19 protein-coding genes are annotated in these 23,494 nt (G+C 40.5%); 16 read left to right on the plus strand and 3 right to left on the minus strand.

All coding sequences use genetic code 11. The features are described 5' to 3' along the window. Nucleotides 1-12: 12 nt before the first annotated feature. The 6 genes from cytR to rraA all read left to right on the plus strand — a co-directional run bounded on the left by cytR (nt 13) and on the right by rraA (nt 6,115). A complete protein-coding gene (cytR, locus tag RB151_RS21470; RefSeq protein WP_042846671.1) occupies nt 13-1,041 on the plus strand; it encodes a DNA-binding transcriptional regulator CytR in 1,029 nt (342 codons plus the stop codon). 329 nt (nt 1,042-1,370) lie between these two features. Then, a complete protein-coding gene (gene ftsN / locus RB151_RS21475) occupies nt 1,371-2,180 on the plus strand; it encodes a cell division protein FtsN (protein ID WP_042846672.1) in 810 nt (269 codons plus the stop codon). 168 nt (nt 2,181-2,348) lie between these two features. Next, entirely contained in the window at nt 2,349-2,879 is a 531-nt protein-coding gene (gene hslV / locus RB151_RS21480; RefSeq protein ID WP_004265304.1) for an ATP-dependent protease subunit HslV, read from the plus strand. An 11-nt stretch (nt 2,880-2,890) separates the two neighbouring features. Next, nucleotides 2,891-4,225 carry an HslU--HslV peptidase ATPase subunit gene (gene hslU, locus RB151_RS21485; RefSeq protein ID WP_042846673.1) on the plus strand — a complete coding sequence of 445 codons (1,335 nt, stop codon included), beginning with the start codon at nt 2,891-2,893 and terminating at the stop codon, nt 4,223-4,225. Between the two features lie 324 nt (nt 4,226-4,549). Then, nucleotides 4,550-5,470 (plus strand): 1,4-dihydroxy-2-naphthoate polyprenyltransferase, encoded by a 921-nt coding sequence (locus RB151_RS21490; RefSeq protein ID WP_042846674.1) that lies wholly within the window; start codon nt 4,550-4,552, stop codon nt 5,468-5,470. A 120-nt stretch (nt 5,471-5,590) separates the two neighbouring features. Beyond that, complete coding sequence (gene rraA, locus RB151_RS21495; protein ID WP_042846675.1) at nt 5,591-6,115, plus strand: ribonuclease E activity regulator RraA; 525 nt, start codon at nt 5,591-5,593, stop codon at nt 6,113-6,115. Nucleotides 6,116-6,447: 332 nt separating this feature from the next. Here rraA and zapB read toward each other — a convergent pair whose 3' ends face one another. Next, entirely contained in the window at nt 6,448-6,687 is a 240-nt protein-coding gene (zapB, locus tag RB151_RS21500; RefSeq protein WP_042846676.1) for a cell division protein ZapB, read from the minus strand. Nucleotides 6,688-6,991: 304 nt separating this feature from the next. Here zapB and RB151_RS21505 point away from each other — a divergent pair, with 304 nt between their 5' ends. The 4 genes from RB151_RS21505 (at nt 6,992) to RB151_RS21520 (ending at nt 14,118) form a co-directional block, all read left to right on the plus strand. After that, nucleotides 6,992-7,852 carry an MIP/aquaporin family protein gene (locus RB151_RS21505; protein ID WP_042846677.1) on the plus strand — a complete coding sequence of 287 codons (861 nt, stop codon included), beginning with the start codon at nt 6,992-6,994 and terminating at the stop codon, nt 7,850-7,852. Nucleotides 7,853-7,855: 3 nt separating this feature from the next. After that, nucleotides 7,856-9,382 carry a glycerol kinase GlpK gene (gene glpK, locus RB151_RS21510; protein WP_042846678.1) on the plus strand — a complete coding sequence of 509 codons (1,527 nt, stop codon included), beginning with the start codon at nt 7,856-7,858 and terminating at the stop codon, nt 9,380-9,382. A gap of 285 nt (nt 9,383-9,667) precedes the next feature. After that, entirely contained in the window at nt 9,668-11,134 is a 1,467-nt protein-coding gene (locus tag RB151_RS21515; RefSeq protein ID WP_071548721.1) for a hypothetical protein, read from the plus strand. Nucleotides 11,135-11,535: 401 nt separating this feature from the next. Continuing rightward, nucleotides 11,536-14,118 (plus strand): hypothetical protein, encoded by a 2,583-nt coding sequence (locus RB151_RS21520; protein WP_071548722.1) that lies wholly within the window; start codon nt 11,536-11,538, stop codon nt 14,116-14,118. Nucleotides 14,119-14,201: 83 nt separating this feature from the next. On the opposite strand, the gene emrD is transcribed toward RB151_RS21520, so the two are convergent. Next, entirely contained in the window at nt 14,202-15,386 is a 1,185-nt protein-coding gene (gene emrD / locus RB151_RS21525; protein WP_048605741.1) for a multidrug efflux MFS transporter EmrD, read from the minus strand. A 448-nt stretch (nt 15,387-15,834) separates the two neighbouring features. On the opposite strand from emrD, the gene fpr reads away from it, so the two are divergent. Further along, a complete protein-coding gene (gene fpr, locus RB151_RS21530) occupies nt 15,835-16,581 on the plus strand; it encodes a ferredoxin--NADP(+) reductase (protein WP_042846681.1) in 747 nt (248 codons plus the stop codon). A gap of 89 nt (nt 16,582-16,670) precedes the next feature. Here fpr and RB151_RS21535 read toward each other — a convergent pair whose 3' ends face one another. Beyond that, the gene (locus tag RB151_RS21535) at nt 16,671-17,090 is read right to left on the minus strand and encodes a DUF805 domain-containing protein (protein WP_042846682.1); all 420 of its coding nucleotides are present in this window, start codon (nt 17,088-17,090) and stop codon (nt 16,671-16,673) included. A 36-nt stretch (nt 17,091-17,126) separates the two neighbouring features. Here RB151_RS21535 and RB151_RS21540 point away from each other — a divergent pair, with 36 nt between their 5' ends. From RB151_RS21540 to RB151_RS21560, 5 genes are all read left to right on the plus strand, one after another. Then, nucleotides 17,127-17,756 carry a DUF1454 family protein gene (locus RB151_RS21540; RefSeq protein WP_181468839.1) on the plus strand — a complete coding sequence of 210 codons (630 nt, stop codon included), beginning with the start codon at nt 17,127-17,129 and terminating at the stop codon, nt 17,754-17,756. 178 nt (nt 17,757-17,934) lie between these two features. Beyond that, nucleotides 17,935-18,705: a triose-phosphate isomerase gene (gene tpiA / locus RB151_RS21545; RefSeq protein WP_042846683.1), complete on the plus strand. Its 771-nt coding sequence runs from the start codon at nt 17,935-17,937 to the stop codon at nt 18,703-18,705. Between the two features lie 425 nt (nt 18,706-19,130). Further along, nucleotides 19,131-20,075 (plus strand): OmpG family monomeric porin, encoded by a 945-nt coding sequence (locus RB151_RS21550; RefSeq protein ID WP_071548723.1) that lies wholly within the window; start codon nt 19,131-19,133, stop codon nt 20,073-20,075. A gap of 425 nt (nt 20,076-20,500) precedes the next feature. Next, entirely contained in the window at nt 20,501-22,381 is a 1,881-nt protein-coding gene (locus RB151_RS21555) for a glycoside hydrolase family 3 protein (protein ID WP_071548724.1), read from the plus strand. 108 nt (nt 22,382-22,489) lie between these two features. Beyond that, complete coding sequence (locus tag RB151_RS21560; RefSeq protein ID WP_042846686.1) at nt 22,490-23,446, plus strand: OmpG family monomeric porin; 957 nt, start codon at nt 22,490-22,492, stop codon at nt 23,444-23,446. Nucleotides 23,447-23,494: the final 48 nt, after the last annotated feature.

A 23,494-nucleotide genomic window follows, 5' to 3' on the forward strand; every position in this document is an offset into this window, starting at 1 on the left:
AAGGAAGGCGTTGTGGAAAGTAAAAAACACAATAATACGGCAACAATGAAAGACGTTGCCAGTGCTGCGGGCGTTTCGACAGCGACAGTCTCTAGAACCTTGATGAACCCAGAAAAGGTTTCTTTGCAGACAAGGCAAAAGGTCGAGCAAGCCGTGATGGATGTTGGCTATTACCCCCACAACCTTGCTAGAAGTTATAAGCGCAATGAATCAAAAACTATTCTTGTACTCGTTCCGAATATCCGTGACCCTTTCTTTAGCGACGTGGTTTGTGGTATCGAAGAAATTGCAGCACAAGAAGGCTATTTTGTGCTAATTGGTGATTGCAAACATCAACAAAAACAAGAAAATGCCTTTATTAACCTGATTATTACCAAACAAATCGATGGTATGGTATTACTCGGCTCTAATATCCCCTTTGATGTCTCCACTGAAGAACAAAAAAACCTACCGCCAATTGTTATGGCGAATGAGTTTGCCCCTGAATTAAAGCTCCCTACCGTTCATATTGATAACCTTACGGCAGCATTTAACGCGACCCATTACCTACAAAAGCAAGGCCACCGGCTGATTGCTTGTATCGCAGGTCCCTCTCATATGCCGTTGAGTGAGTATCGGTTAGAAGGTTATAAAAAGGCGATGTTGCGTACTGGCGAAAAGTTACGCGAAAACTATATTATTCGCGGCGATTTTACGCACGAAGGTGGCGCAGAAGCCATGAAAACGTTACTTTCACTTCCTGAACCCCCAACTGCCGTTTTTTGTCACAGTGATATCATGGCCATAGGGGCTATGTGGCAAGCGAAGAAAATGGGGTTACAACTCCCAGATGACCTTTCTTTCGTTGGTTTTGATAACTTAGAACAAGCAAAATACACTTTACCCGCATTAACGACTATCGACCAACCGCGTACTGAAATCGGCCATCATGCTATGCAACTGTTACTAGAACAGATCCACGGTAACAATGTCACCCCAGGGTCTCGTCTCCTAGATTCTGATTTAATCATTAGAGAGAGTACAAAAGCGCCTAAAAGCTAGGGGTTATTGAACTTTAATGGTACATTTTTATTCGTATTAAATGTATTTTGCTCAAGGCGAGCGATTCACCGTCTAGTCACAGTCACCTAGGCAAGAAGTGCTTAACACAGAGAAAAATTACATTTAATCGAACCCGAAGGTCTATTTTTCTGAATTATGTAGCTTACCGAGCATGGTTGTACTAAACCTAACCATGTAGCTGGTTTTAACACCAAAACGCGCTGTAAAAATCATCAGCAAAGATGAACAGCCCCTAGTCAAAGCCACTCAGGTTAAGTAACATGTTAAGCCAAATGACGACAACAATTAATAATTAGTGAATTAATAGCGTGGCACAAAAAGATTATGTAGCTCGAGGGCGCTCATCCGCTCGTAAAAAAGGCAAAGGTAAATCGAAAAAAGCACAGGGACTGCCAATGACTACTTTGGTCGTTGCTGTGGTGATTGTCGTGCTATTCGTTGGTGGCCTGTTTTATATCACCCAAAATAAAAAGGATACCCTACCACCACAATCTGTCGTACCAACTGCACCTACGGGCAGCACACTTCCGCCCAAACCTGAAGAGCGCTGGCGCTATATTAAAGAACTCGAGCGCCGCGGTGTTGATATACCAAGCTCTCAGCAGCCTAATACCGGTACTAATATTCTGCGTCCATCAGATTTAACACCTGAACAACGTCAATTATTAGAGCAAATCGATTCTGACCGGCGCCAACCGGTAACTAACTTACAAGAAATCCCTGCTAACGGTAAACCAGTGCCGCGGTCTCAGGTCATTATCAATGAACCGGCTCAACCTATAGAGCCAGTTCAACGTAAGCCTGTTGTGAATAACGAACCGAAAGTAGAATCTCGACCAGCGGCACCGCCCTCATCGTCACAAAATGTACCGGATAAAAAACCAGCGAATAATCTGCAAAATATGTTAGTTCAATGCGGGTCATTCCGTACAGCAGAACAAGCAGAGTCGGTACAAGCAACACTCGCCTTTTCAGGTATTGAAAGCCGTATCTCTAGTGGCGGTGGCTGGCACCGTATCGTATTAGGCCCTTATTCCAAGTCAACCGCAGAGAAAATGCGTGACCGAGCAGCAGGTGTCGGTGTATCAGGTTGCATTCTTCGTGCTTCAGGGGGTTGAAAATCCTAACCTCCCACCCCATGTACTGTTTTAATGTACTCATGAGCGGTTGTTTTTATCTTCAACACAATTCAAGTGCTAGCTAATTAAACAGCTACCACTTGAATTTTATCTTTTGGAAATTAAAACCAGCTGCATTCTTTTTGTAATAAAACCAGGGGCTAACTCATGACAACAATCGTAAGTGTTCGCCGTAATGGCCAGGTCGTAATTGGTGGTGATGGACAGGCGACGATGGGTAATACCGTCATGAAAGGCAATGTCCGCAAAGTTCGCCGCTTATACAATGACAAAGTCATTGCCGGATTTGCCGGTGGCACCGCAGATGCATTCACACTTTTTGAACTGTTTGAGCGTAAACTCGAACTGCACCAAGGCCATTTAACTAAAGCGGCCGTTGAGCTTGCAAAAGATTGGCGTACAGACCGTATGCTACGCAAGCTAGAAGCGTTGCTCGCTGTCGCAGATGAACACACCTCGCTTATCATTACGGGTAATGGTGACGTGGTACAACCTGAAAATGACTTAATTGCCATAGGTTCCGGTGGTCCATACGCGCAATCAGCAGCACGTGCACTGTTAGAAAATACAGACTTGAGCGCAAAAGAAATTGCCGAAAAAGCACTCGCCATTGCTGGCGACATCTGTATTTACACCAACCACAATGTCAACTTTGAAGAAATTTCTTCAAAATCATAAGGATTGCTAGCATGTCCGAAATGACTCCACGCGAAATTGTCAGCGAACTCGACAATCATATTATTGGCCAAAACAAAGCCAAACGCTCTGTAGCAATTGCTCTGCGTAACCGCTGGCGCCGTATGCAGTTAAATGAAGTGTTACGCCATGAAGTTACCCCAAAAAATATTCTGATGATTGGCCCAACAGGGGTAGGTAAAACTGAAATTGCTCGCCGCTTAGCAAAATTAGCGAATGCACCGTTTATCAAAGTTGAAGCGACAAAATTTACAGAAGTCGGTTATGTGGGTAAAGAAGTTGACTCTATTATTCGTGATTTGACTGATTCTGCCGTCAAAATGGTGCGTTTACAATCTATCGAAAAAAACCGCTATCGTGCAGAAGAAATGGCCGAAGAGCGTATTTTAGATGTGTTGATCCCACCGGCAAAAAACAATTGGGGTCAATCTGAACCCACTGATGAACAATCACCTGCGCGTCAAACATTCCGTAAAAAATTACGTGAAGGCCAGTTAGACGATAAAGAAATTGAGATTGAAGTTGCGGCCACCCCAATGGGGGTTGAGATCATGGCGCCTCCGGGCATGGAAGAAATGACTAACCAGTTACAATCCATGTTCCAAAATTTAGCGGGTCAAAAACAAAAGCCTCGTAAGATGAAAATCAAAGAGGCGTTTAAACTATTAGTGGAAGAAGAAGCCGCTAAATTAGTTAACCCAGAAGAGCTAAAAGAACAAGCTATTGAAGCCGTAGAGCAAAACGGTATCGTGTTTATCGATGAATTCGACAAAATCTGTAAACGTGGCGGTCAAAGCTCAGGTCCAGACGTATCCCGTGAAGGGGTTCAGCGTGACTTATTACCATTAATCGAAGGCTGTACCATTTCGACTAAGCACGGTATGGTAAAAACCGACCACATTCTCTTTATTGCATCAGGTGCATTCCAAGTATCTAGCCCATCAGATCTAATCCCTGAACTGCAAGGTCGTCTACCTATTCGCGTTGAACTGCAAGCACTGACCACTGAAGATTTTGTCCGCATTTTGACAGAACCAAATGCCTCCTTAACTGAGCAATATAAAGCGCTAATGGCAACTGAAGGCGTCAATATTGAATTTACAGCAGACGGTATCCGTAAAATTGCAGAATCAGCATGGCAAGTGAATGAATCAACTGAAAACATTGGTGCTCGTCGTCTGCACACGGTACTTGAACGTTTAATGGAAGATATTTCTTTCGATGCAAGCGACCGTAATGGCCAAACTATCCAAATCGATGCTGAGTACGTCAAACAACACTTAGACGAACTGGTTGCTGACGAAGACCTGAGTAGATTTATTTTATAATCTTATTAATTATCAGGTTTTCATGTATCCTTAATATACATCGACTAAAGTGCAGCTTTTATCGCTGCACTTTTTTCTATGAAATATTAATCCTACTGCTTTGAAATTCAACAATATTTATCATTGCGATAGGCTAGTTAAATTTTTAAGAACACGACTTTAAATAATTCAGATTGTAGAAAACCAAAATAACATCAGCCCGATGTGACTAAAGTAGCTGGAATATAGCAAGTAACCTATACGAGTATGTGACTAGAGCAATAAAGTACAGCCAAGATCACTACAATTTGAAATATGACAAGTATGAACCTGTGAAGTAATTAAATGAACTCACCAAATACAATAAGCCGTAAACAAGCTTGGATTGAAAGCCTACGCCCCAAAACCCTCCCTCTCGGGGTGATTGCGATTGTCACAGGCTCCGCTCTAACCTATTTAACAGGCAACTTTAAATGGCCTGTGGCGCTTTTAGCCCTTATTACCGCTGGACTATTACAGATTTTATCTAACCTTGCCAATGATTATGGTGATGCTGTAAAAGGTTCCGATACCGAAGAGCGTATTGGCCCACTACGTGGTATGCAAAAAGGCGTTATCACGCAAGCTGACATGAAAAAAGCGTTAAAAATCAATATTACGGCGGCCTGTATTTCTGGGTTACTGTTAATTATTGTCGCGTGTGAAAAACCCGAAGATGCTATCGGTTTCGTAGCCCTAGGGTTAATTGCCATCGTTGCGGCCATTACCTACACTGTTGGTAAAAAACCCTATGGCTATTTAGGGCTGGGGGATATATCGGTACTCATCTTCTTTGGCTGGCTAAGCGTGATTGGGACTTACTACTTACAGGCAAATAGTTTCAATATCATCACCCTGTTACCCGCCACAGCTTGCGGGTTGCTATCAGTTGCCGTATTAAACATTAATAATATGCGTGATATCGAAAATGATATCAAAGCAGGTAAAAATACATTAGCTGTGCGTTTAGGGCCGCAGGGTGCACGCATTTACCACGCAATTATTATTATCGTTGCCATTTTATGTTTAGTGTTTTTCAACCTGATTTACTTACAAGGTTGGAGTGGCTGGCTATTCTTACTTGCGGTGCCAGTATTGATGAACCATTTACGCCGTGTTCTTAGCGACCCCACACCAGAAGGTATGCGTCCTTTACTTGAAAATATGGTAAAAGCGGCACTGATCACCAACGTGTTATTCTCTATTGGCGTGGTGATGAGCAAGTAATCATCATTATTTGCCTATTTTTTGACTTTTCCCGCCTATTTTTAGGCGGGTAACTTTGCCAAGTACTGTTCAAAAGGGATATACTGGCTACCTCTTGCAGCAAAAAAAGACCTAAATCCTATGAATTATGATACTTCCGAACTCTGCGATATATACCAAGAAAGCGTTAATGTGGTAGAACCTCTTTTCTCCAACTTTGGTGGGCGTACTTCATTTGGCGGTCAAATCATTACAGTTAAGTGCTTTGAAGATAACGGCCTACTGTATGATTTGCTGGAAGAAGACGGTACCGGCCGTATTCTGCTAGTTGATGGCGGTGGCTCTGTCCGTAAAGCGCTTATTGACGCCGAAGTAGCAAGGCTTGCTGTTGACAACCATTGGGAAGGCATCGTGATTTATGGCGCGGTTCGCCAAGTCGATGCACTAATGGAACTTGACCTTGGCATCCAAGCTATTGCCGCTATGCCAGCAGGTTGCCCTGATGAGGGCATTGGTGAAAGTGATGTCCGCGTCAATTTTGGTGGCGTCACCTTCTTCTCTGGTGATTATCTGTATGCGGATAATACCGGCATTATTCTTTCTGAAGAGCCATTAACCTCGTCTGAGAACGACGGTTTTATCGAAGATGACAATATCGACGCATAATCCGTTAAAAATTCTAAAAATAAGGGCTGCAAATTATTGCAGCCCTTATTTTTATACTCTACAACGCAAGGTATGACGAAAGTTTCTCTAAATAATTCGTGTTGTAGGTAAGCGACAAAGTCGATAAGACTCTAAGAGCATACATAAGTATGTGACTAGGGCGAAGAGACGAAGCCAACCCCCTACAACGCAAAGTATGACGAACGTTTCTCTAAATAATTCGTGTTGTAGGCAGGCGGCAAAGTCGATAAGACCCTAGGAGCATACATAAGTATGTGACTAGGGCGAAGAGACGAAGCCAACACCCCTACAACGCGAAGTATGACGAGAAATTACACTTCTTCCATCTTCCCTAACAAAGTACGCAACCTTTCCTGCCATGCTTGCTGCTCTTGTTTGAGTTGTTCATTTTCTCGCACTAAAGACTCAGTACCTGACTTTGTCGTTTCTAATTCTTGGCTTAGTGCACCATTTTTATCTTTTAATTCATCAATTTCCATTTGTAACAACGTGATTGTATCAATCGCTTGTTGAACTTTGGACTCGAGTTTCTCAAATACTTCAAATGACATTTGTTAGGTCTCCCTTATCTGCTTTTACACGATTGTAAGTAGCATGATCCCCTGTGTCCAGTTCCTTCCATCTGAATACTAATAACCATTGATAAAAAATACTGGTCAGATCACACCATAAAGGTCGAACTCGTCACTATTTTTGGTTGTTTTCTTTCGCTTTAGTGATGTAACACACATTTTTCAATTTCGATATTTCTCGTTTATGTTCTTTAACGATAAATTTACAGCTAATGATTTTCGATTAGAAAGTCTTAACTAAAAAAACATTACAATAATTTTCATTTTCGTAGGATAGAAACATATGAGCCAAATGACGACTACATCACTCACTGGTCAGTGTATCTCAGAGTTTTTAGGCACTGCACTGCTAGTATTTTTCGGTTTAGGCTGTGTTGCCGCAGTTAGGATTGCAGGGGCGCAACTTGGTCTCTGGGAAATCAGTATTATCTGGGGCTTCGGTGTTGCCTTAGCCGTTTATCTTACAGCGGGAACCTCAGGTGCTCACTTAAACCCTGCGGTGACCCTTGCACTATGGCTATTCGCTTGTTTTGATAAGCGCAAAGTGATCCCTTATATCATCGCACAAATGCTAGGTGGCTTCTTTGCAGCGGCATTAGTCTACTCTATGTATTCCCCCGTTTTTTTCGATTACGACCAAGTTCACCATATTATTAGGGGTACACAAGAAAGCTTATTTACCGCAGGGGTATTCTCTACCTACCCTGCACCACAAATCAGCGTTCCTCATGCCTTCTTCATTGAAGTGGTTATTGCTGCCATCTTAGTGTGTTTAATTATGGCGCTAACTGATGATGGTAATGGCGTACCTCGTGGCCCACTTGCTCCACTATTAATTGGTATTTTAATCGCAGTTATCGGCGGTTCATTTGGTGCACTAACAGGGTTCGCCCTCAACCCTGCTCGCGATTTTGGGCCGAAAGTTGTGGCTTATCTTGCAGGCTGGGGTGACATCGCGCTCACAGGTGGCCGTGATATACCGTATTTCCTTGTACCATTGACAGCACCTATTGTTGGTGGTCTGCTAGGGGCATTCGCCTATCGTAAACTTATTGGTCGCCACCTACCGTGCATGGTATGTGAAGAAGAGACCAAAACAGAAAAGTTATCCGTTAAAAACACCAAATCTTCGGAACAGGCTTAAATTATGACGACAGAAACCACTATTGCGAAAAAATATATTGTCGCACTTGACCAAGGCACAACCAGTTCACGAGCGGTTGTACTCGACCACGATGCAAATATTATTAGTATTTCACAACGTGAATTCACACAAATTTATCCTAAGCCAGGCTGGGTAGAACATGACCCTATGGAAATTTGGGCATCACAAAGTTCGACCTTAGTTGAAGTTCTTGCCAAAGCAGATATCCGAACTGATGAAGTCGCTGGAATTGGCATTACTAATCAACGAGAAACGACTATTGTCTGGGAGAAAGCAACAGGTAAGCCTGTTTATAATGCGATTGTATGGCAATGCCGCCGCACAGCTGACTTTTGTACTCATCTCAAACAAAATGACCGTGATCTAGAAGAATATATTCGCCAAAACACAGGCCTTGTCGTTGACCCTTACTTTTCCGGCACAAAAGTTAAATGGATTTTAGACAACGTAGAAGGAGCTCGTGAGCGCGCAGAAAAAGGGGAATTACTGTTTGGAACCGTTGACACATGGCTAGTTTGGAAAATGACACAAGGCCGTGTCCACGTCACCGACTATACCAACGCATCCCGTACTATGATGTTTAATATCCGCAACCTAGAATGGGATGATAAAATTCTTAAAGCCCTAAATATTCCACGCGCCATGCTCCCAGAGGTTCGTCCATCATCAGAGGTTTATGGCCAAACCAATATTGGGGGGAAAGGTGGAACGCGTATCCCAATTTCAGGAATGGCGGGTGACCAACAGGCGGCGCTGTACGGCCAACTGTGCGTCAAGCCTGGCATGGCGAAAAATACCTATGGAACAGGCTGTTTCTTGCTGTTAAATACCGGAGAAACCGCGGTACGCTCTAATCACGGCTTACTAACGACCATAGGATGTGGTCCGAAAGGTGAAGTGAACTATGCACTTGAAGGTGCGGTTTTCGTCGGGGGCGCTTCCATTCAATGGCTACGCGACGAGCTAAAATTAATCGATGAAGCGACTGACTCCGAATATTTTGCCACTAAAGTGAAAGACAGTAATGGTGTCTATGTCGTTCCTGCTTTTACAGGGTTAGGAGCCCCTTATTGGGACCCTTATGCGCGAGGAGCAATTTTTGGCTTAACCCGTGGTGCTAACCGTAATCACATTATTCGCGCAACGCTAGAATCTATCGCCTACCAGACTCGTGACGTACTTGACGCAATGCAAGCAGACTCTGGCGAACGTTTAAAAGCACTACGTGTTGACGGTGGTGCTGTCGCCAATAACTTCCTAATGCAATTTCAAGCGGATATTCTCGGGACCCCTGTTGAACGCCCAGAGGTTCGTGAAAGTACAGCATTAGGTGCTGCTTATCTTGCAGGGTTAGCCGTTGGTTTCTGGAATGACCTTGATGAACTACAAAGCAAAGCGACTATTGAGCGTGTCTTTAAGCCTGGTATTGAAACGACAGAACGTAATTTCAAATATGAAGGGTGGAAAAAAGCAGTAGCACGAGCTCAAGAGTGGGAAGACCGTGGTTAATTATTGCCACTAACACTTTATTGTTTTTTAAGGCGGTGCTTCGGCACTGCCTTAAACGATTAACTGATATATTGTGTTTGCCAGTAAACTGAATAGTTTTTGAAAATAAACGAGGAAAATCAATTTATTGACTTTCGAATGGTGAGACAAGGCAGGGAAAACCAATTAGCTAATAAATAGAAAGCCAATAATCAGACTAATAATAAATTAGAAAGCCCATATGAGTTTATCTAAAATCACCTTGAACTACATGTATTATTACTTATTCTTTCAAGGAAAATGGGTATGGAACACCTCAAGAAACCTACAAATTATTTATATAAACTAACCACATCTACGCTTGTTTCAGAACAAATACAGCAAAAAAAACTACAGTTTGGCTATTATAAACAAAACAGCCGAGTAGCAATAATAAAAAACGATTCTGACTTAATTCGTGGATTAAAAGAAAACCCGCGCCAATCTACCACCAGCCAAGCTACTTTTACTTTTTTCAATTGGTTAATGAATTCGCCGCGTTTATCCGGTGGAAACAAGCCCAATTATGTACTGAGCACCGTTGAACAGTTTCAATTTTCAGGCTCTGAATTCCACCCCAGCCATAATTTATTTGTTGATAGTTCTAATTCACCAACTAAATGGCAAGAGGGGGATGCACGTGCCGCAGACCAAATCGCAGACCTCTTATTACCCAGTGGGCAATGGCACCGCCACTATGATACGGTCGTTGTTTCATCTAGCAGTAATGATAAACAAGTCGAGCTACTACGCCATTACCTCGAATTGACTGGCGGTAGCTTACTCATCATTGAAAATGACGATGTTCCCCCCTCTCCATCAATGCAAAAATTTATCAATGAGCTTTCATTAATTGATGTTAATGATAAAAACAGTGCAAAAACTGAAAAAGAAAATAATGCGCCACAAGGAATATTAGTTAGCACTTACCAAATTAAAGGTAAAAATGATATTGAAAAAAATACCCATATCATTTCCAATTTTTCGCAGCAGAACTCGGTAATTACCGAACAGACTTACCGAACTGGTTGGAATTATAGCGGGGAAATAACGTTTACCGATTCAGGTGACTGGACCTTATACCTAGATACTTCATTATTACAGGAGTGCGCGACATTAAGCATAGGCCCAAGAGACATTCATATTATACCTTCGAATGAACATCAGGCTATCTCCCTTGGGCATATAGATAAAAATGGCACAATAAATTTTAGCATTAAGACAATTACAGAAACATCACCACCTAAATTTGACTTATTATATCGTTCAGGGCAATCACCAATAGAGCGTATTCCAGAAAGTGCCTTTAGCTATATCCAATCTAAGACTGACATAGCCAAAACAAACAAAAATACACCGTCATTTAACCCACATGGCTTCCAACAAGTGGTTTCCTTACCTCATTCAGCGATCAACTCAATACAGTTAACAGATGAAACCCTTCAACAATCAGAATATTTTTCAATTGTCCTTAGCAGTGAACATCAAAATATAATTCTAAAATTAGATGACATCGCATTAATATCACGGTCTTCTTGGCCTGAATTAGCCCAAGAAATTGAAAATAAGATCAACCATCAACTGAGTCTATTATCCCACCCATTAGTAAAAGTCAGCTATAAAAATAACCAAATAATAATTGTTGGAGAAGGTATTTGCATTTCCCAATTTCAATTAAAAAGAAACGTGCCTGTTCCCTATGTTGATGTTCCCAATACCGTTTATAAAAAATAGAAGATAATGCAATTATTCAATCCATTAGCATTGATAAAGACCAAATTAATAACTGGACACACCTTTCACTAAAACTCACGGATAAAGATAGCCATATTACTGAGATTTATCGTGAAGAGTTTAAACTGACAGAAACCCAATTCACCTCCCCTGAACAATTTGCACAATACCTGCAAGACTATATCCACCAGCACATTGATGATAGTGACATTCGTGTCAACTGGAATAAAAAGACATATCAGTTAAATATTACTGATTTACAAAACCGGAAGCTCGACCTCCTCCAATTTGGTTATCAAGAACAAATCCTCCCTATTGTTATTGTTGAAAACCCAACATCATCATTAGACCCTTTCATCGTAGGTGCCGTCACAGGCGATCTCCCTACAGATGAAAACATTGTGGAGTATCAGTTAATTGAAAAACCACAATTTGGCGACGTTTTGCTAGATGAGAGAACCGGGAAATGGCAATACCAGCCAGATAATCACTTTAATCACCACGGAGTAGAGCAATTTGATTTTGTTGCCGTAATGAAAAATGGGGATATCTCTGCCCCAATATCCGTTCAATTACAAATGGAAGCCCCTCCACTGGTTTCCATCCCTGGGAAAAAAACCTTTACCATCCAAGACCCTATCTATAATGAGCCCAGCCCCAAAAAACACCCTAAACCCCATGACATGCAAGTACATAATATTCAACTCGCACAGACTCACCTGCAGGCACCAGATACCCCCCATTTCTGTTTATCCGCCAACCGTTGGGCATTGGTTAAAGTCGATGTGACTAGTCAATCTTCCGCGAAATCACCTGATTTTGTCGCGATAGTCAGCACAAAGGAGGGAAAAGAACTAGGCCGAGTAAGGTTAGTGGGCCCCGAAAGGCTACCGCAAACGTTATTACCAATTCCCATAAAAATGAGTATTCCTGCTAATGATTTGCATCATCAAAGCTATACCGCCCCATTAAAAAGCGAGTGGGTACAACCGGGGGTTAGAATTCGCATTTTAGCCGATAATACCCCGATTCTTATGCCTTATACCGAGGAAAATGGTAATTTTCAATTAAACGTAAAACCCAATCACTCAATAACCTCACATATCCATACTACTAGCCTTTATCAACAAGGGCATGGCACTTACACCTACTCCCCCCTAAGTTGGGGGATAGAAGCCGCCGCTAGGCTACCAATCAAACACTTTACTCTCTATAGTTACCCAGCTGTTTCGCAGTCCCCAGCACTAAACCCTTATATTAATGGCTACCTTACCACCCGTATTCTGTCAAACCCTAAATATGATAACCCCAAAGTAATTCCGCAATTTACCGCTTCACAGATTCATTGGGCATATATGAATAGCTTCAAATTAGCAAAATTAACCCCATTCAATTTTGAATTTCATTACTCCGCTATCGAGCCTTTAATACCTGATGGTGCTTTTTTCTGGTTGTTGGGGATAGCTTCACCCAATTATGGCGGGGGATTGGCAGATTCGGGGATTTTATGGCATGAAATATATGGCCATGGCTTAGGCTTACCGCATACTAATAATAAAGAAGTATACCCATTTAAGGAGCATAGCAATGGGGTAAATATTGCCTATGACCAACAACAGCAACGGTATATTACCTATAAACGGCTATCGGTTAACGGTGATGTTACTGAGGTCAAGCCAGCAATGTACCCCACCTCGTCTATGGAACTCTTAGCCAATAACGATGCTTTTCTTCCTCACTCTGATTATTTCGTAGCAAAAATCCAAGATTTTCTCATCCAAAAAGCTCATCAAAACAAGTACTCTAAACACTATATTCAGCGTGATACCCCAATATATTGGCTACATAGGCAATTTACGCGAATGACGGATGGTACCCTTCATCCTTATAGTCGGCTGAATATCATCAAAACGATCGCTAGCACCATAAATACCCCTCATGATGAATTCATCACAAAATCTCTTGATGATGACTACTCGGACTATTCATTCAAAGTTACTTACGCAACGCACCACGGCTTACTCTCTGAAACAAAAGATATTTTTATATTTGATAACCAATTGAACTTAAAAATTGCTGACAAGGGGGAATTGGTTAAACTGGAAGTTAAAGAAGCGGGCAACAAAGATGCAGCAAAAATCATTTTTCAATATAAAAACCCTGAATCACTGGCAAATCGTTTGTTTTTTAACAGTAATGGGCAAACGCTACCAGAAAAATTACAGCTAGATAATTATTGGCGTGGCACTAAGCTGTTTTGGTCTGCAACCGAACATGATTTGGTTAATGCTAAGACGGGTCAGGTAAATTTATCGCGTATTGATAAACATAGTAAACTACGCGCTAGCTGGGTCGAAAACGGCCAATTACACCAACAGGATTTTTCATTAAGTGACCCATTTGGTGAGGATGAAATACAACTGGCCATACACGAATTTAAGCCGATTAACCACCTTGATATTCAAGTAGATAAACGTTTTATTTCTAATCGCCAACTTAATGTCCCCTCAGAAAGAAACTTACTATCTGATGTACATATTCATCAACTGGTTAACATTAAACAACTTGGCCTAACTAATAGCGAACATACATATTGGGTAACACTACAGCTTTATAATGAGCAGGGTAGAATTGAAGAATATACACCAAAAGAACGCTGGTATCTTTCTGTAGACCAAGACATATTGACTATCAACGGAACCATCGACAGTACCCCGGGCTTAGAATTAGTTGGAATCAAAGTGTATATCGACCAACACTTGCAGGATAACGTGGCTCCTAGCTCAATTTGGCTCTACCAAAACAGCATAGACCAATTGGCAGAAAATACCGCGTTTGTAAATTATGACCGCCCAGTCGAATTTAACTCAATAGCAGAACAACCGGCGCTGCTATCAACAATTGATCAAAAGGATAACTTATCGCTTTTTCATGGAGCAATACTGCCACAACCTACGCAAATTGTTTCGCCTTTAATCGCCTAATCACCCAATAAACCTAACGGCACTGCCGCCTAATATTGCAAATAAAGTGGGACAACCTATCGTTTCCCACTTTATTTTATCCATTAAACAGTTCGTTCTGTATGACCCATCCGTTTAGCTAATGGCAGCCAACACAATAAAACCAGTATGGATGTTAAAAACATTAAAAGCCCAAGGCTAAACTGCCCATCCTGTGGTAACAATGCAGAGATCCATGTTGCAACCCCTGAACCTACATTTTGCAATCCCCCTACCAGCGCTCCGGCAGCACCCGCTAAATAAGGGAATGGCTCCATTGCCCCCGTTGTTGCTAAAGGAAATAGCATCCCAGCACCAAAGAAAAAGACGGCGGCTGGCACCAACAATGTCCATGTATTCATAATACCAAACCAACTTGGTAGCCACATCATGATACCTGCCAGCAGGCAAATTAATACGGCGTGCCACATCAGGTGATAAAAGGTTTTTCCTTCACGCCCTGCATACCAAGCACCAAAAAAAGCGGCAGGGATCGGCAGAATAAATAAAATGCTCACTGTGATACTACTTAACCCCAAAACTCCCCCCATTAATACACCGCTACTCGACTCAAACACGGCTATCCCTGCTAACGCGCCTATCAGCATTGCTAAATACGATAAAAATGAGCCGTTTGATAATAGCGCTCGGTATGAATCAACCATTCTGTGTTTTTCAGGCGAAACTGGGCGGGTTTCAGGTAGCCAACGGTACATACTTAATAACACTGATGCACCTAAGATAAACAGGAAAATATAACAGGCATGCCACCCCCAAAAATGGGCTAATATACCACCAAACATGGGTGCCAATAATGGGCTAACTAATACCCCCATATTTAATAAACTATTTGCATAGCGCAACGCAGTACCTTTATATAAATCACGCGGCATGGTCCTCGCCATCACACCAGCTACGCCAGTACCTAGCCCCTGTAAACCGCTGGCAACTGTTAATGTCGTCAAGGTTGGAGCAAAAATCGCCAAGATGGTGGAAAATAAGAAAATTGTCAAACCGAACAAAATAACAGGTCGGCGGCCAATTTGGTCGGACAACGGACCATACAATAACTGTGAAAAACCATAAGAAAATAAATAAGCGGCCATTACCTGCTGAACAGCCCCGGAAGGCTCATTAAAATACACCGCTATTTCAGCTATCACAGGGACATAAATAGTTTGTGTCATTTGGCCGACAGCCGCTAATGCAATTAACATTAATAACAGATTGAAATGTTCCAGCTTTCTCATTTTTCTCTCAAATATATCAAAACCCCGGATAGACAATCCGGACACACAATAACGCTGTATTATTTAAAAATAATACAGCGACTATTTAGACATTAAATTATCAATATTTAATTGTTGTTCTGCGCTTTAAACCTGCTTCAGGTAAATAACAAACAACAGATTTTGTCCTACTGTGATTAAGATAACAAAAATTACCCTTTATTCGTAGTAGCAGTACATTTTAGTTTATTTAACAATGGCAGTAATATTCGCCAACACTGTCAAGATAACTGTACATTGAAATTGAAAATAAGCCATATTTAAGAATAAATCACTGGGACACATTATCGATAAGCATAAATAGTGAACTGATTTAGTATTAAATCCTAATGATCCATTCCCTAGCTAATTCATGTAATCAATATGTCGTTTTAGTTAGTTTATTTTGAAATACTAAGAGGTGGAATTTATGGCAAATTGGGTAACTGGGAAAGTCATTGAAGCCAAATTTTGGACTGATGCATTATTTAGCCTTGTCATTGAGGCGCCAATTAAACCTTTTACAGCCGGACAATACGCTAAATTAGCACTGGAAATCGAGGGAGAAAGAGTTCAACGAGCCTATTCCTACGTTAACGCACCGAGCGATAACCGGCTTGAATTTTACTTTGTGATTGTTCCTGGAGGGAAATTAAGCCCACAACTTGCAAAATTAAAGCCTAACGATACCTTACAAATCACGGATGAAGCTGCCGGATTTTTTGTCTTGGATGAAATACCAGAATGCAAAAATTTATGGATGCTTTCAACCGGAACTGCCATCGGGCCGTTTTTATCCATCTTACAAGAAGGTAAAGACTTAGCGCGTTTTGATAATATCATCTTGCTACATGCAGTACGTTTTGCAAAAGATTTAAGCTATTTGCCTCTCATGAAAGCTTTAGAACAACAATTTCATGGGAAAGTTAAGGTTGTCACTGTCGTGAGCCGTGAACAGTGCTCAAACTCTCTCCATGGGCGTGTCCCCGCTCTCATTGAAAGCCATGCGCTAGAGAATGCAGTGGGTGTAACCCTTTCTCCTGATACCTGCCATGTCATGTTATGTGGTAACCCTGAGATGGTAAGAGATACGCGCGAAATGCTGAAAAATAGCCACGGGATGGTTAAGCACCTACGCCGAAAACCCGGCCATATTTCTAGTGAACAATACTGGTAAACAGGCCCAATAGACCCGCAACGTTAGCAATCATGTAAAAGTACTACCCTGAGAGATGCTCAGGGTAGTTTTGGCTCCATAGCCTCACGCTATAGATACTCAACGGGTTCTGTTTTCTCACCATACTGATTCGCACTTTCCATTCCCAAAAAAGCGCCGCAATCTAAAACCATGATCATGGTAATTAGCAAAGGTAAAAAACGGCCTATTCCCCATTGCCATATCGGCTCAAATTGGCTGACATCTATCGAAAACAGGGCAAATGCGAGTACGATTAACCCGAACCAGCCCCCTGACTTACCTCTGTCATGTAAACGCTTCACAAAAATCGCTGCTAGGGGATAAAGTAATACAATAAAGAAAACTAAAGAGAATATTTCAGGCAATAAAAATACATTTTGTAATAGTGCAACAGCCGTTATTAAAATAAAAGTGGCGGCAATACCTACCCAAAATGGCCGGCGACCGATACGACCTTTGAAGGAAAAAGCCCATTGTTGTAATGTCATTACCTATAATCCTGATACAATATGAAAACCCAAAGAATGAGTGTCAAAAAAATGCCCCAAACCTTATTTCGTTCTATATACGCCATCATAACCATTTTTGCGCTTAGTGTGCCACAATTGGTCTTGGCTCAGAAAGTGCCAACAATGCCAGATACCGACGTTGAAGTCGCCTATTTAGCTCCTGATGCCCCTTCTTTTGACCTCACCATTCCTAAATTGCGCAATCAATTTAACCAAACTTATAAAGATTTATATCTTCACGAATATAAAGTGATTGCCAGCCAAGACATTTCCGCACCTTATATTCGGGCAGCTTCTCGTATAAACCAATACATATACTCATCCGCGGTTTTAGAGCGTGGAAGCGAAAAAATTAAGAGCTTACAAATTACGCTACTCCCCGCAGAAAATAGCCAAGAAGCACAAGCAAACCAACAGTTAATGGAACGCTATACCATCGCAATTATCCACCAATTTGCCCCCGATGTCCCACTTGATAAAGCTCCTGAACTCACTGAGGCATTAAATAAAATTATGGCAGACAAAAACACAAACCGGGCTGAAGAAGCTCGCTTCGGGGTATTGAGGTATATTTTAGTAAAAAGTGACAATAATGTGCTTACTTTTGCTGTTGAACCGATTAAGCTAGAACAACAAACGCCCTAAACGGGTAGTGATCACGCTCTCAGAATAAGCATGATAAAAAGCAAAGCTATTATCATCTATTGTTCTTATAATACGAAAGGTGAATGGCGACAAAACTGTCACGTTGCGCGTACAACATCAGCGCGTAATGAATAACTTATTGATTAATCATTCAAACTCTCTGGTTGGAGGAAACAACATGCGACATCCATTGGTAATGGGTAACTGGAAACTAAACGGCAGCACCCATATGGTCAATGACCTGATCGCAGGTCTGCGTAATGAACTTAGCAGCGTTGATGGCTGCGATGTAGCAATTGCGCCACCAGCAATCTACCTGACTCAAGCTAAACATGCATTGGCAGGTAGCCGTATTGCATTAGGTGCACAGAACGTTGACGTTAACCTGTCTGGCGCATTCACAGGCGAAACATCTGCTGAAATGCTGAAAGATGTCGGTGCCAAGTACATTATTATTGGTCACTCAGAGCGCCGTACCTATCACAATGAAAGTGATGAATTTGTTGCTAAAAAATTCGCTGTATTAAAAGAACAAGGTTTAATCCCAGTTCTGTGCATTGGTGAAACAGAAGCAGAAAATGAAGCAGGTAAAACTGAAGAAGTCTGTGCTCGCCAAATCGATGCTGTACTGAATTCATTAGGCGCAGAAGCATTCGAAGGTGCAGTAATTGCTTATGAACCAATTTGGGCTATCGGTACTGGTAAATCCGCAACTCCAGCCCAAGCACAAGCAATTCATAAGTTTATCCGTACTCATATTGCGAAAAAAGATGCTGCAATTGCTGAGCAAGTGATCATCCAATACGGTGGTTCTGTGAATGCAAGTAATGCTGCTGAGTTATTTACTCAACCAGATATTGACGGCGCTTTAGTTGGTGGTGCATCACTAAAAGCTGACGCATTTGCAGTCATTGTAAAAGCAGCAGCTGAAGCGAAAAAAACTAAATAACCTTATTAGGTTATTCATGTTTATTCTTAACCGCCATTTATTGGCGGTTTTTTATTAGATAATAGTTATATTTAATGGAATATATTAAATACTTTATAATACTTTTTGTTCACATAATAAAATATAGCTTTAGATTTAAAACCTGAAGTTATTTAAATTTAAAACAATTAAAATTAATCTTCAAATTAATTAATAAACAAATGATTAAGAAAAACCAGATAGCATAATTAAGACAACATTCAAATATAAACAAAGTAAAAATAAAACCATTAAAATCAATTAATTAAATATCATTACTCTTTTCCATTACAAATATCATTCCTCATAAATCAAATAATAACAGTAGACTAAAAATAAAATATAATTCAGATTTATCCAACTTAAAAAATCAACAATGATTATTCATCTCATCATAAAGGATAAATATGAAATATATAGTTAGTCTAATTTATAGCATCATAATTATATTCCCGACTATTTGCTTTTCTGAAAAAAAACAGGATGCTTGGCATATAAAAACCAATGTTTATCTAGAAATAGAAGAATATCGCGGTCAACGTGATGCATTCAACAATAAAGTCTACGACAAAATCAGCACTGTTGGGAAATTAAAGCTAACCAACCCCGCATCAGACTGGCATTTTGCTCTAGAACACAGGGAATCATTAAGAAACCATGGGCGTAATTTTAGCCCATCTCGGGACGCTTATATTCGCAACCGAACCCAATTTGATATCACAAAGAAATTGGTTAAATCAAAACAATCTGATCTCGACCTTAGCTTCCGCTATCGTAAAGAATCCAATGACTCTGCTCCAGGCACCAAAGCTCGCTCATCAAATCGCTTATATGCATTAACGCCATCAGGTAACTATTATTTTAACGATAATTTGTCATTTAATTTTTGGCTTTCTTATCTTTACTATAGTAACTATTTTAATTCCAATAGTTATGAAGCAGAAACAGAATATGGTCTCACTTATCAACATTCCGATGCATTGAAAGCCAAACTAACCGTTTATATAGATAAACTATGGGATAACAGTTTCAGTGACCGGTTTATGCAGTCACAGCTTCGGGCATATTTTCCCATTACTCTTAATGACAATTGGCAGTTTACACCTTACTTTCGCTACTATTTAAGCGAACACACTTATGATGAAAACCATTACTTAACGCAAAAAGCTAAAAATGGTTTCCGAATTGGTGCTGATGTGGAATACCATGTTACTCCCTCATTAACGTTATGGGGAGGTGCCGCTTACGAACCCACTACATGGCAATATTCTAAAAAGAATGACATCACCTCTGGCGATAATAATAAACAAGTACTCTATCTTGGAAAAATTGGGGTAAAATATACTTGGTAACCCTTAATTCATAGGGCTTAGTTATTTTTTACAGAAAAATAAGCCACGTTGCTTTTATATGTGGCTTTAATATTTTTGCTCGCCATTTACTAATTTTATAAAATTAAATCAAATAAAAACTAAATTGCCCGATGAAACAATAAAGCATAAACAAGATACAAAGATATATATACTATTTAACCATATTTAAGGCTTAGGTCACACAACGAAATAATACCAAAATGAAATTATTCCAGGTAATAATAAACTATTCCGGGATAATTATTGTTTAATATCATACAAATGAATCTGCTATATCTAAGTCACTATTTCCTCGCTATTCCCATTACCTTAAAATGAAGAATAGTATCAACTGTGATTTTTCTCACATCATAAATAAATTTTGGCACTTATTATTCCTCGAAAAATAACCTAGAGAAAATAATATGAAAAAGCTTACCTTACTGGCTGCATGCCTTTTCAGTGCATGGTCAATCGCCGACCCAATGACACAAGCCCAGCTCAATGATTTATGGAAAAATAAACAGAAATCAGCTGAAGAAATCGTTAATAACATGTCTGAAGCAGAAAAAATCGGCCAGTTATTTATGTTGGATTTCAGATATTGGAATAACGATAGCAATGGTGACCCAGCCCCATTCCTTGCTATGAATGATGAAGTCTCTAAAGTGATCAACCAATACCATTTAGGGTCTGTTATTTTATTCCGTGAAAACTTAATAGATACACCACAAACCGTTGAACTTATTAATCAATTACAATCATCTCGTAGTAATTTACCCTTATTTATCGGCACCGACCAAGAAGGCGGATATGTAACACGCTTGAGAGTTGGGACTGAAATGCCGGGAAATATGGCCTTAGGCGCGACTCGTAACCCGGCACTTGCTGAACTGACAGGGATGATCCACGGATATGAGTTATCTAGCCTTGGGTTTAACATCAACTTTGGCCCTGTCGTTGATATTAATAACAACCAAAATAACCCTGTGATTGGTGTCCGCTCGTATTCTGATGATAAAAACCTAGTTGAAACATTGTCCACCAGCTATATAAAAGGGATACATAAATATAACCTACTGACTTCTATTAAACATTTCCCAGGACATGGTAATGTTTCCGCCGATTCCCACGTTGATTTACCTGTGGTGAATTCTGATACAAAAACGTGGCATTCTACTGAACTCGCCCCATTTAAATATGCTTTAGCACATGGCGCAGATGCGGTCATGACCGCTCATATTATTGTCCCTGCCCTTGATGACCATAAAATCACAACGTTGGCGGGGAAAAAAGTTGGCACCCCAGCAACCTTATCCAAACCTATTTTACACGGTATCTTACGCGATGAGCTAAAGTATGATGGGCTAATTATCACTGATGCAATGGACATGGGGGCAATAGCTGACAACTTTGACATTAATTGGGCCGTCGAAACATCGCTGTTAGCGGGTTCCGATATTGTATTAATGCCAATAAAGATGTGGGATACAGAAGCAATTACACGCCTAGATAACATGTATCGTTACTTAGAAACACAAGCGGCGAAAAACCCTGAGTTAAAAAAACGTATTGATGAGTCGGCAAAACGAGTCGTCTTGAAAAAACTTCAACAAGAAATTACGGCGCAGCCTATTAACCTCACTGAGGCTAAAAAAATTGTAGCGTCTAAAAGCCATAAAGACCTAGAAAATATGGTTTCTGAACAAGCAATTACATTAATTAAGAATGATAATATTCTGCCCTACCAGTTAAAACCTCAAAACCGTATCTTAGTTATTTCTGATGAAAAACCACGTAATGCGTTAATCCAGAAACAGTTAAGTGATATTGCGGAAGAAACAGACGTAATCATTAATAGCAGCGACAATGTAATAAAACTAAATGAAAATACGCTATCAAAAAGCGAGGCTAGAGATATCGTTAAAAAACAAGATTTAATTTTACTGACAACCTATAACCTGAAAGATACCCCAACAAATGCTCAGCTAATTATTGATGCTGCTAATAACGCAAATATACCGCTTGTTGTTATTTCTTCACGTAATCCATATGACATTGCCTATTTAAATGATGTTAAAGCTAACATTGCTATTTATGGGATCACTGGCTTCGATGTGACTAATAATAACCGCAATTCGTTGGAAACTAATATCCGTAGCGGGCTACGTACGCTGTTTGCTAACCGCGCTGCACAACCTCTAAACCCACCTCAAGGGTTGCTCCCCGTCAATATCAAAAACCCACAAGGGGACAAAATCCTATTCCCTTATGGTCATGGTGAAAACTACCACACCACATATTAATTCTTATTAACAAATTAGCCTTTATACCTCCACGGTATAAAGGCTAGATACTCACGCCCGTCATAACGGCACTAAAAATAAAAAACACATAAAAAATAAAGGGTTAAAATGAAAACTTCACTGAATGGTTTATTTCTTACCGCACTATCTGGGCTAACAGCATCTGCTTTTGCGGCAGAGCCAGTAAACAATGATTATTGGCGAATATCTTCTAACGTATATATGGAACTCGAAAAATTTGAAGGCCACCATAATACTAATGATCGCAAAGTTTTTGATAAAACCAGCATGATAGGCCAGCTATTTTTAGTTAACCCAGAGTCAAAATGGAGCTTTTTCCTTGAGCACAAGGAATCATTACGTAGCTATAACCACGACTTTTCAACTTCAAAAGATTCGTTTATTCGTAACCGTACACAAATTGGTGCAACGCGAAAAATGTATTCAAGTGATATTGGGCAGTTCAACTTAAATGTAACTTACCGAAAAGAATCAAATGATTCTGCACCGGGTACACAAGCACGCCCATCGAATACCATGTTTTGGTTAATGCCTAGTGGAACCTATAATTTTAACGACAAATGGGCATTTAACTTCTGGGATGCGATATACCACTACGATAATTTCCATGCAGCGAATAGTTATGAGTGGGAGTCTGAACACGGTTTAGTCTATAAAATCAATGATTCTGCAACCGCAAAAGTGTATATGTATACCGACTGGACATGGGATAAAGACTTCAATAAGACGTGGGAACAAAACCAAATTCGCGGCTACTTCCCAATAACACTCAACCAAGATTGGAGCGTTATGCCCTATTTTCGCTACTATTTAAATGAACATAACTATGATAGTAACAAACGTACAACGCAAAAAGTGAAGGATGGCTATCGCGTCGGGACTCAAGTTTTCTATAACTTAACACCAAAACTCACTCTTTGGGGTGGCTTCGCCGTTGAGCCAAGCACTTGGGAAAACCCTAAAAATGCAGGGATCACCTCTGGAAGCAACAACCGCCAAACCTTCTATCTTGGCCAATTAGGTGTGAAATATCAGTGGCAATAAATTAACCTCATTCCTAGTCTGCCCCTCACAGGCTAGGAATGATATCCC

The organism is Providencia rettgeri (assembly GCF_001874625.1).
Classification (GTDB): Bacteria; Pseudomonadota; Gammaproteobacteria; order Enterobacterales; family Enterobacteriaceae; genus Providencia; species Providencia huashanensis.

Excerpts from the sequence above, each read along its gene's own strand:
- hslV (WP_004265304.1), top strand. The coding sequence starts at position 2,349 with ATGACAACAATCGTAAGTGTTCGCCGTAATGGCCAGGTCGTAATTGGT.
- hslU (WP_042846673.1), top strand. The coding sequence starts at position 2,891 with ATGTCCGAAATGACTCCACGCGAAATTGTCAGCGAACTCGACAATCAT.
- RB151_RS21490 (WP_042846674.1), top strand. The coding sequence starts at position 4,550 with ATGAACTCACCAAATACAATAAGCCGTAAACAAGCTTGGATTGAAAGC.
- rraA (WP_042846675.1), top strand. The coding sequence starts at position 5,591 with ATGAATTATGATACTTCCGAACTCTGCGATATATACCAAGAAAGCGTT.
- zapB (WP_042846676.1), bottom strand. The coding sequence starts at position 6,687 with ATGTCATTTGAAGTATTTGAGAAACTCGAGTCCAAAGTTCAACAAGCG.
- RB151_RS21505 (WP_042846677.1), top strand. The coding sequence starts at position 6,992 with ATGAGCCAAATGACGACTACATCACTCACTGGTCAGTGTATCTCAGAG.
- glpK (WP_042846678.1), top strand. The coding sequence starts at position 7,856 with ATGACGACAGAAACCACTATTGCGAAAAAATATATTGTCGCACTTGAC.
- RB151_RS21515 (WP_071548721.1), top strand. The coding sequence starts at position 9,668 with ATGGAACACCTCAAGAAACCTACAAATTATTTATATAAACTAACCACA.
- emrD (WP_048605741.1), bottom strand. The coding sequence starts at position 15,386 with ATGAGAAAGCTGGAACATTTCAATCTGTTATTAATGTTAATTGCATTA.
- fpr (WP_042846681.1), top strand. The coding sequence starts at position 15,835 with ATGGCAAATTGGGTAACTGGGAAAGTCATTGAAGCCAAATTTTGGACT.
- RB151_RS21535 (WP_042846682.1), bottom strand. The coding sequence starts at position 17,090 with ATGACATTACAACAATGGGCTTTTTCCTTCAAAGGTCGTATCGGTCGC.
- RB151_RS21540 (WP_181468839.1), top strand. The coding sequence starts at position 17,127 with ATGAGTGTCAAAAAAATGCCCCAAACCTTATTTCGTTCTATATACGCC.
- tpiA (WP_042846683.1), top strand. The coding sequence starts at position 17,935 with ATGCGACATCCATTGGTAATGGGTAACTGGAAACTAAACGGCAGCACC.
- RB151_RS21550 (WP_071548723.1), top strand. The coding sequence starts at position 19,131 with ATGAAATATATAGTTAGTCTAATTTATAGCATCATAATTATATTCCCG.
- RB151_RS21555 (WP_071548724.1), top strand. The coding sequence starts at position 20,501 with ATGAAAAAGCTTACCTTACTGGCTGCATGCCTTTTCAGTGCATGGTCA.
- RB151_RS21560 (WP_042846686.1), top strand. The coding sequence starts at position 22,490 with ATGAAAACTTCACTGAATGGTTTATTTCTTACCGCACTATCTGGGCTA.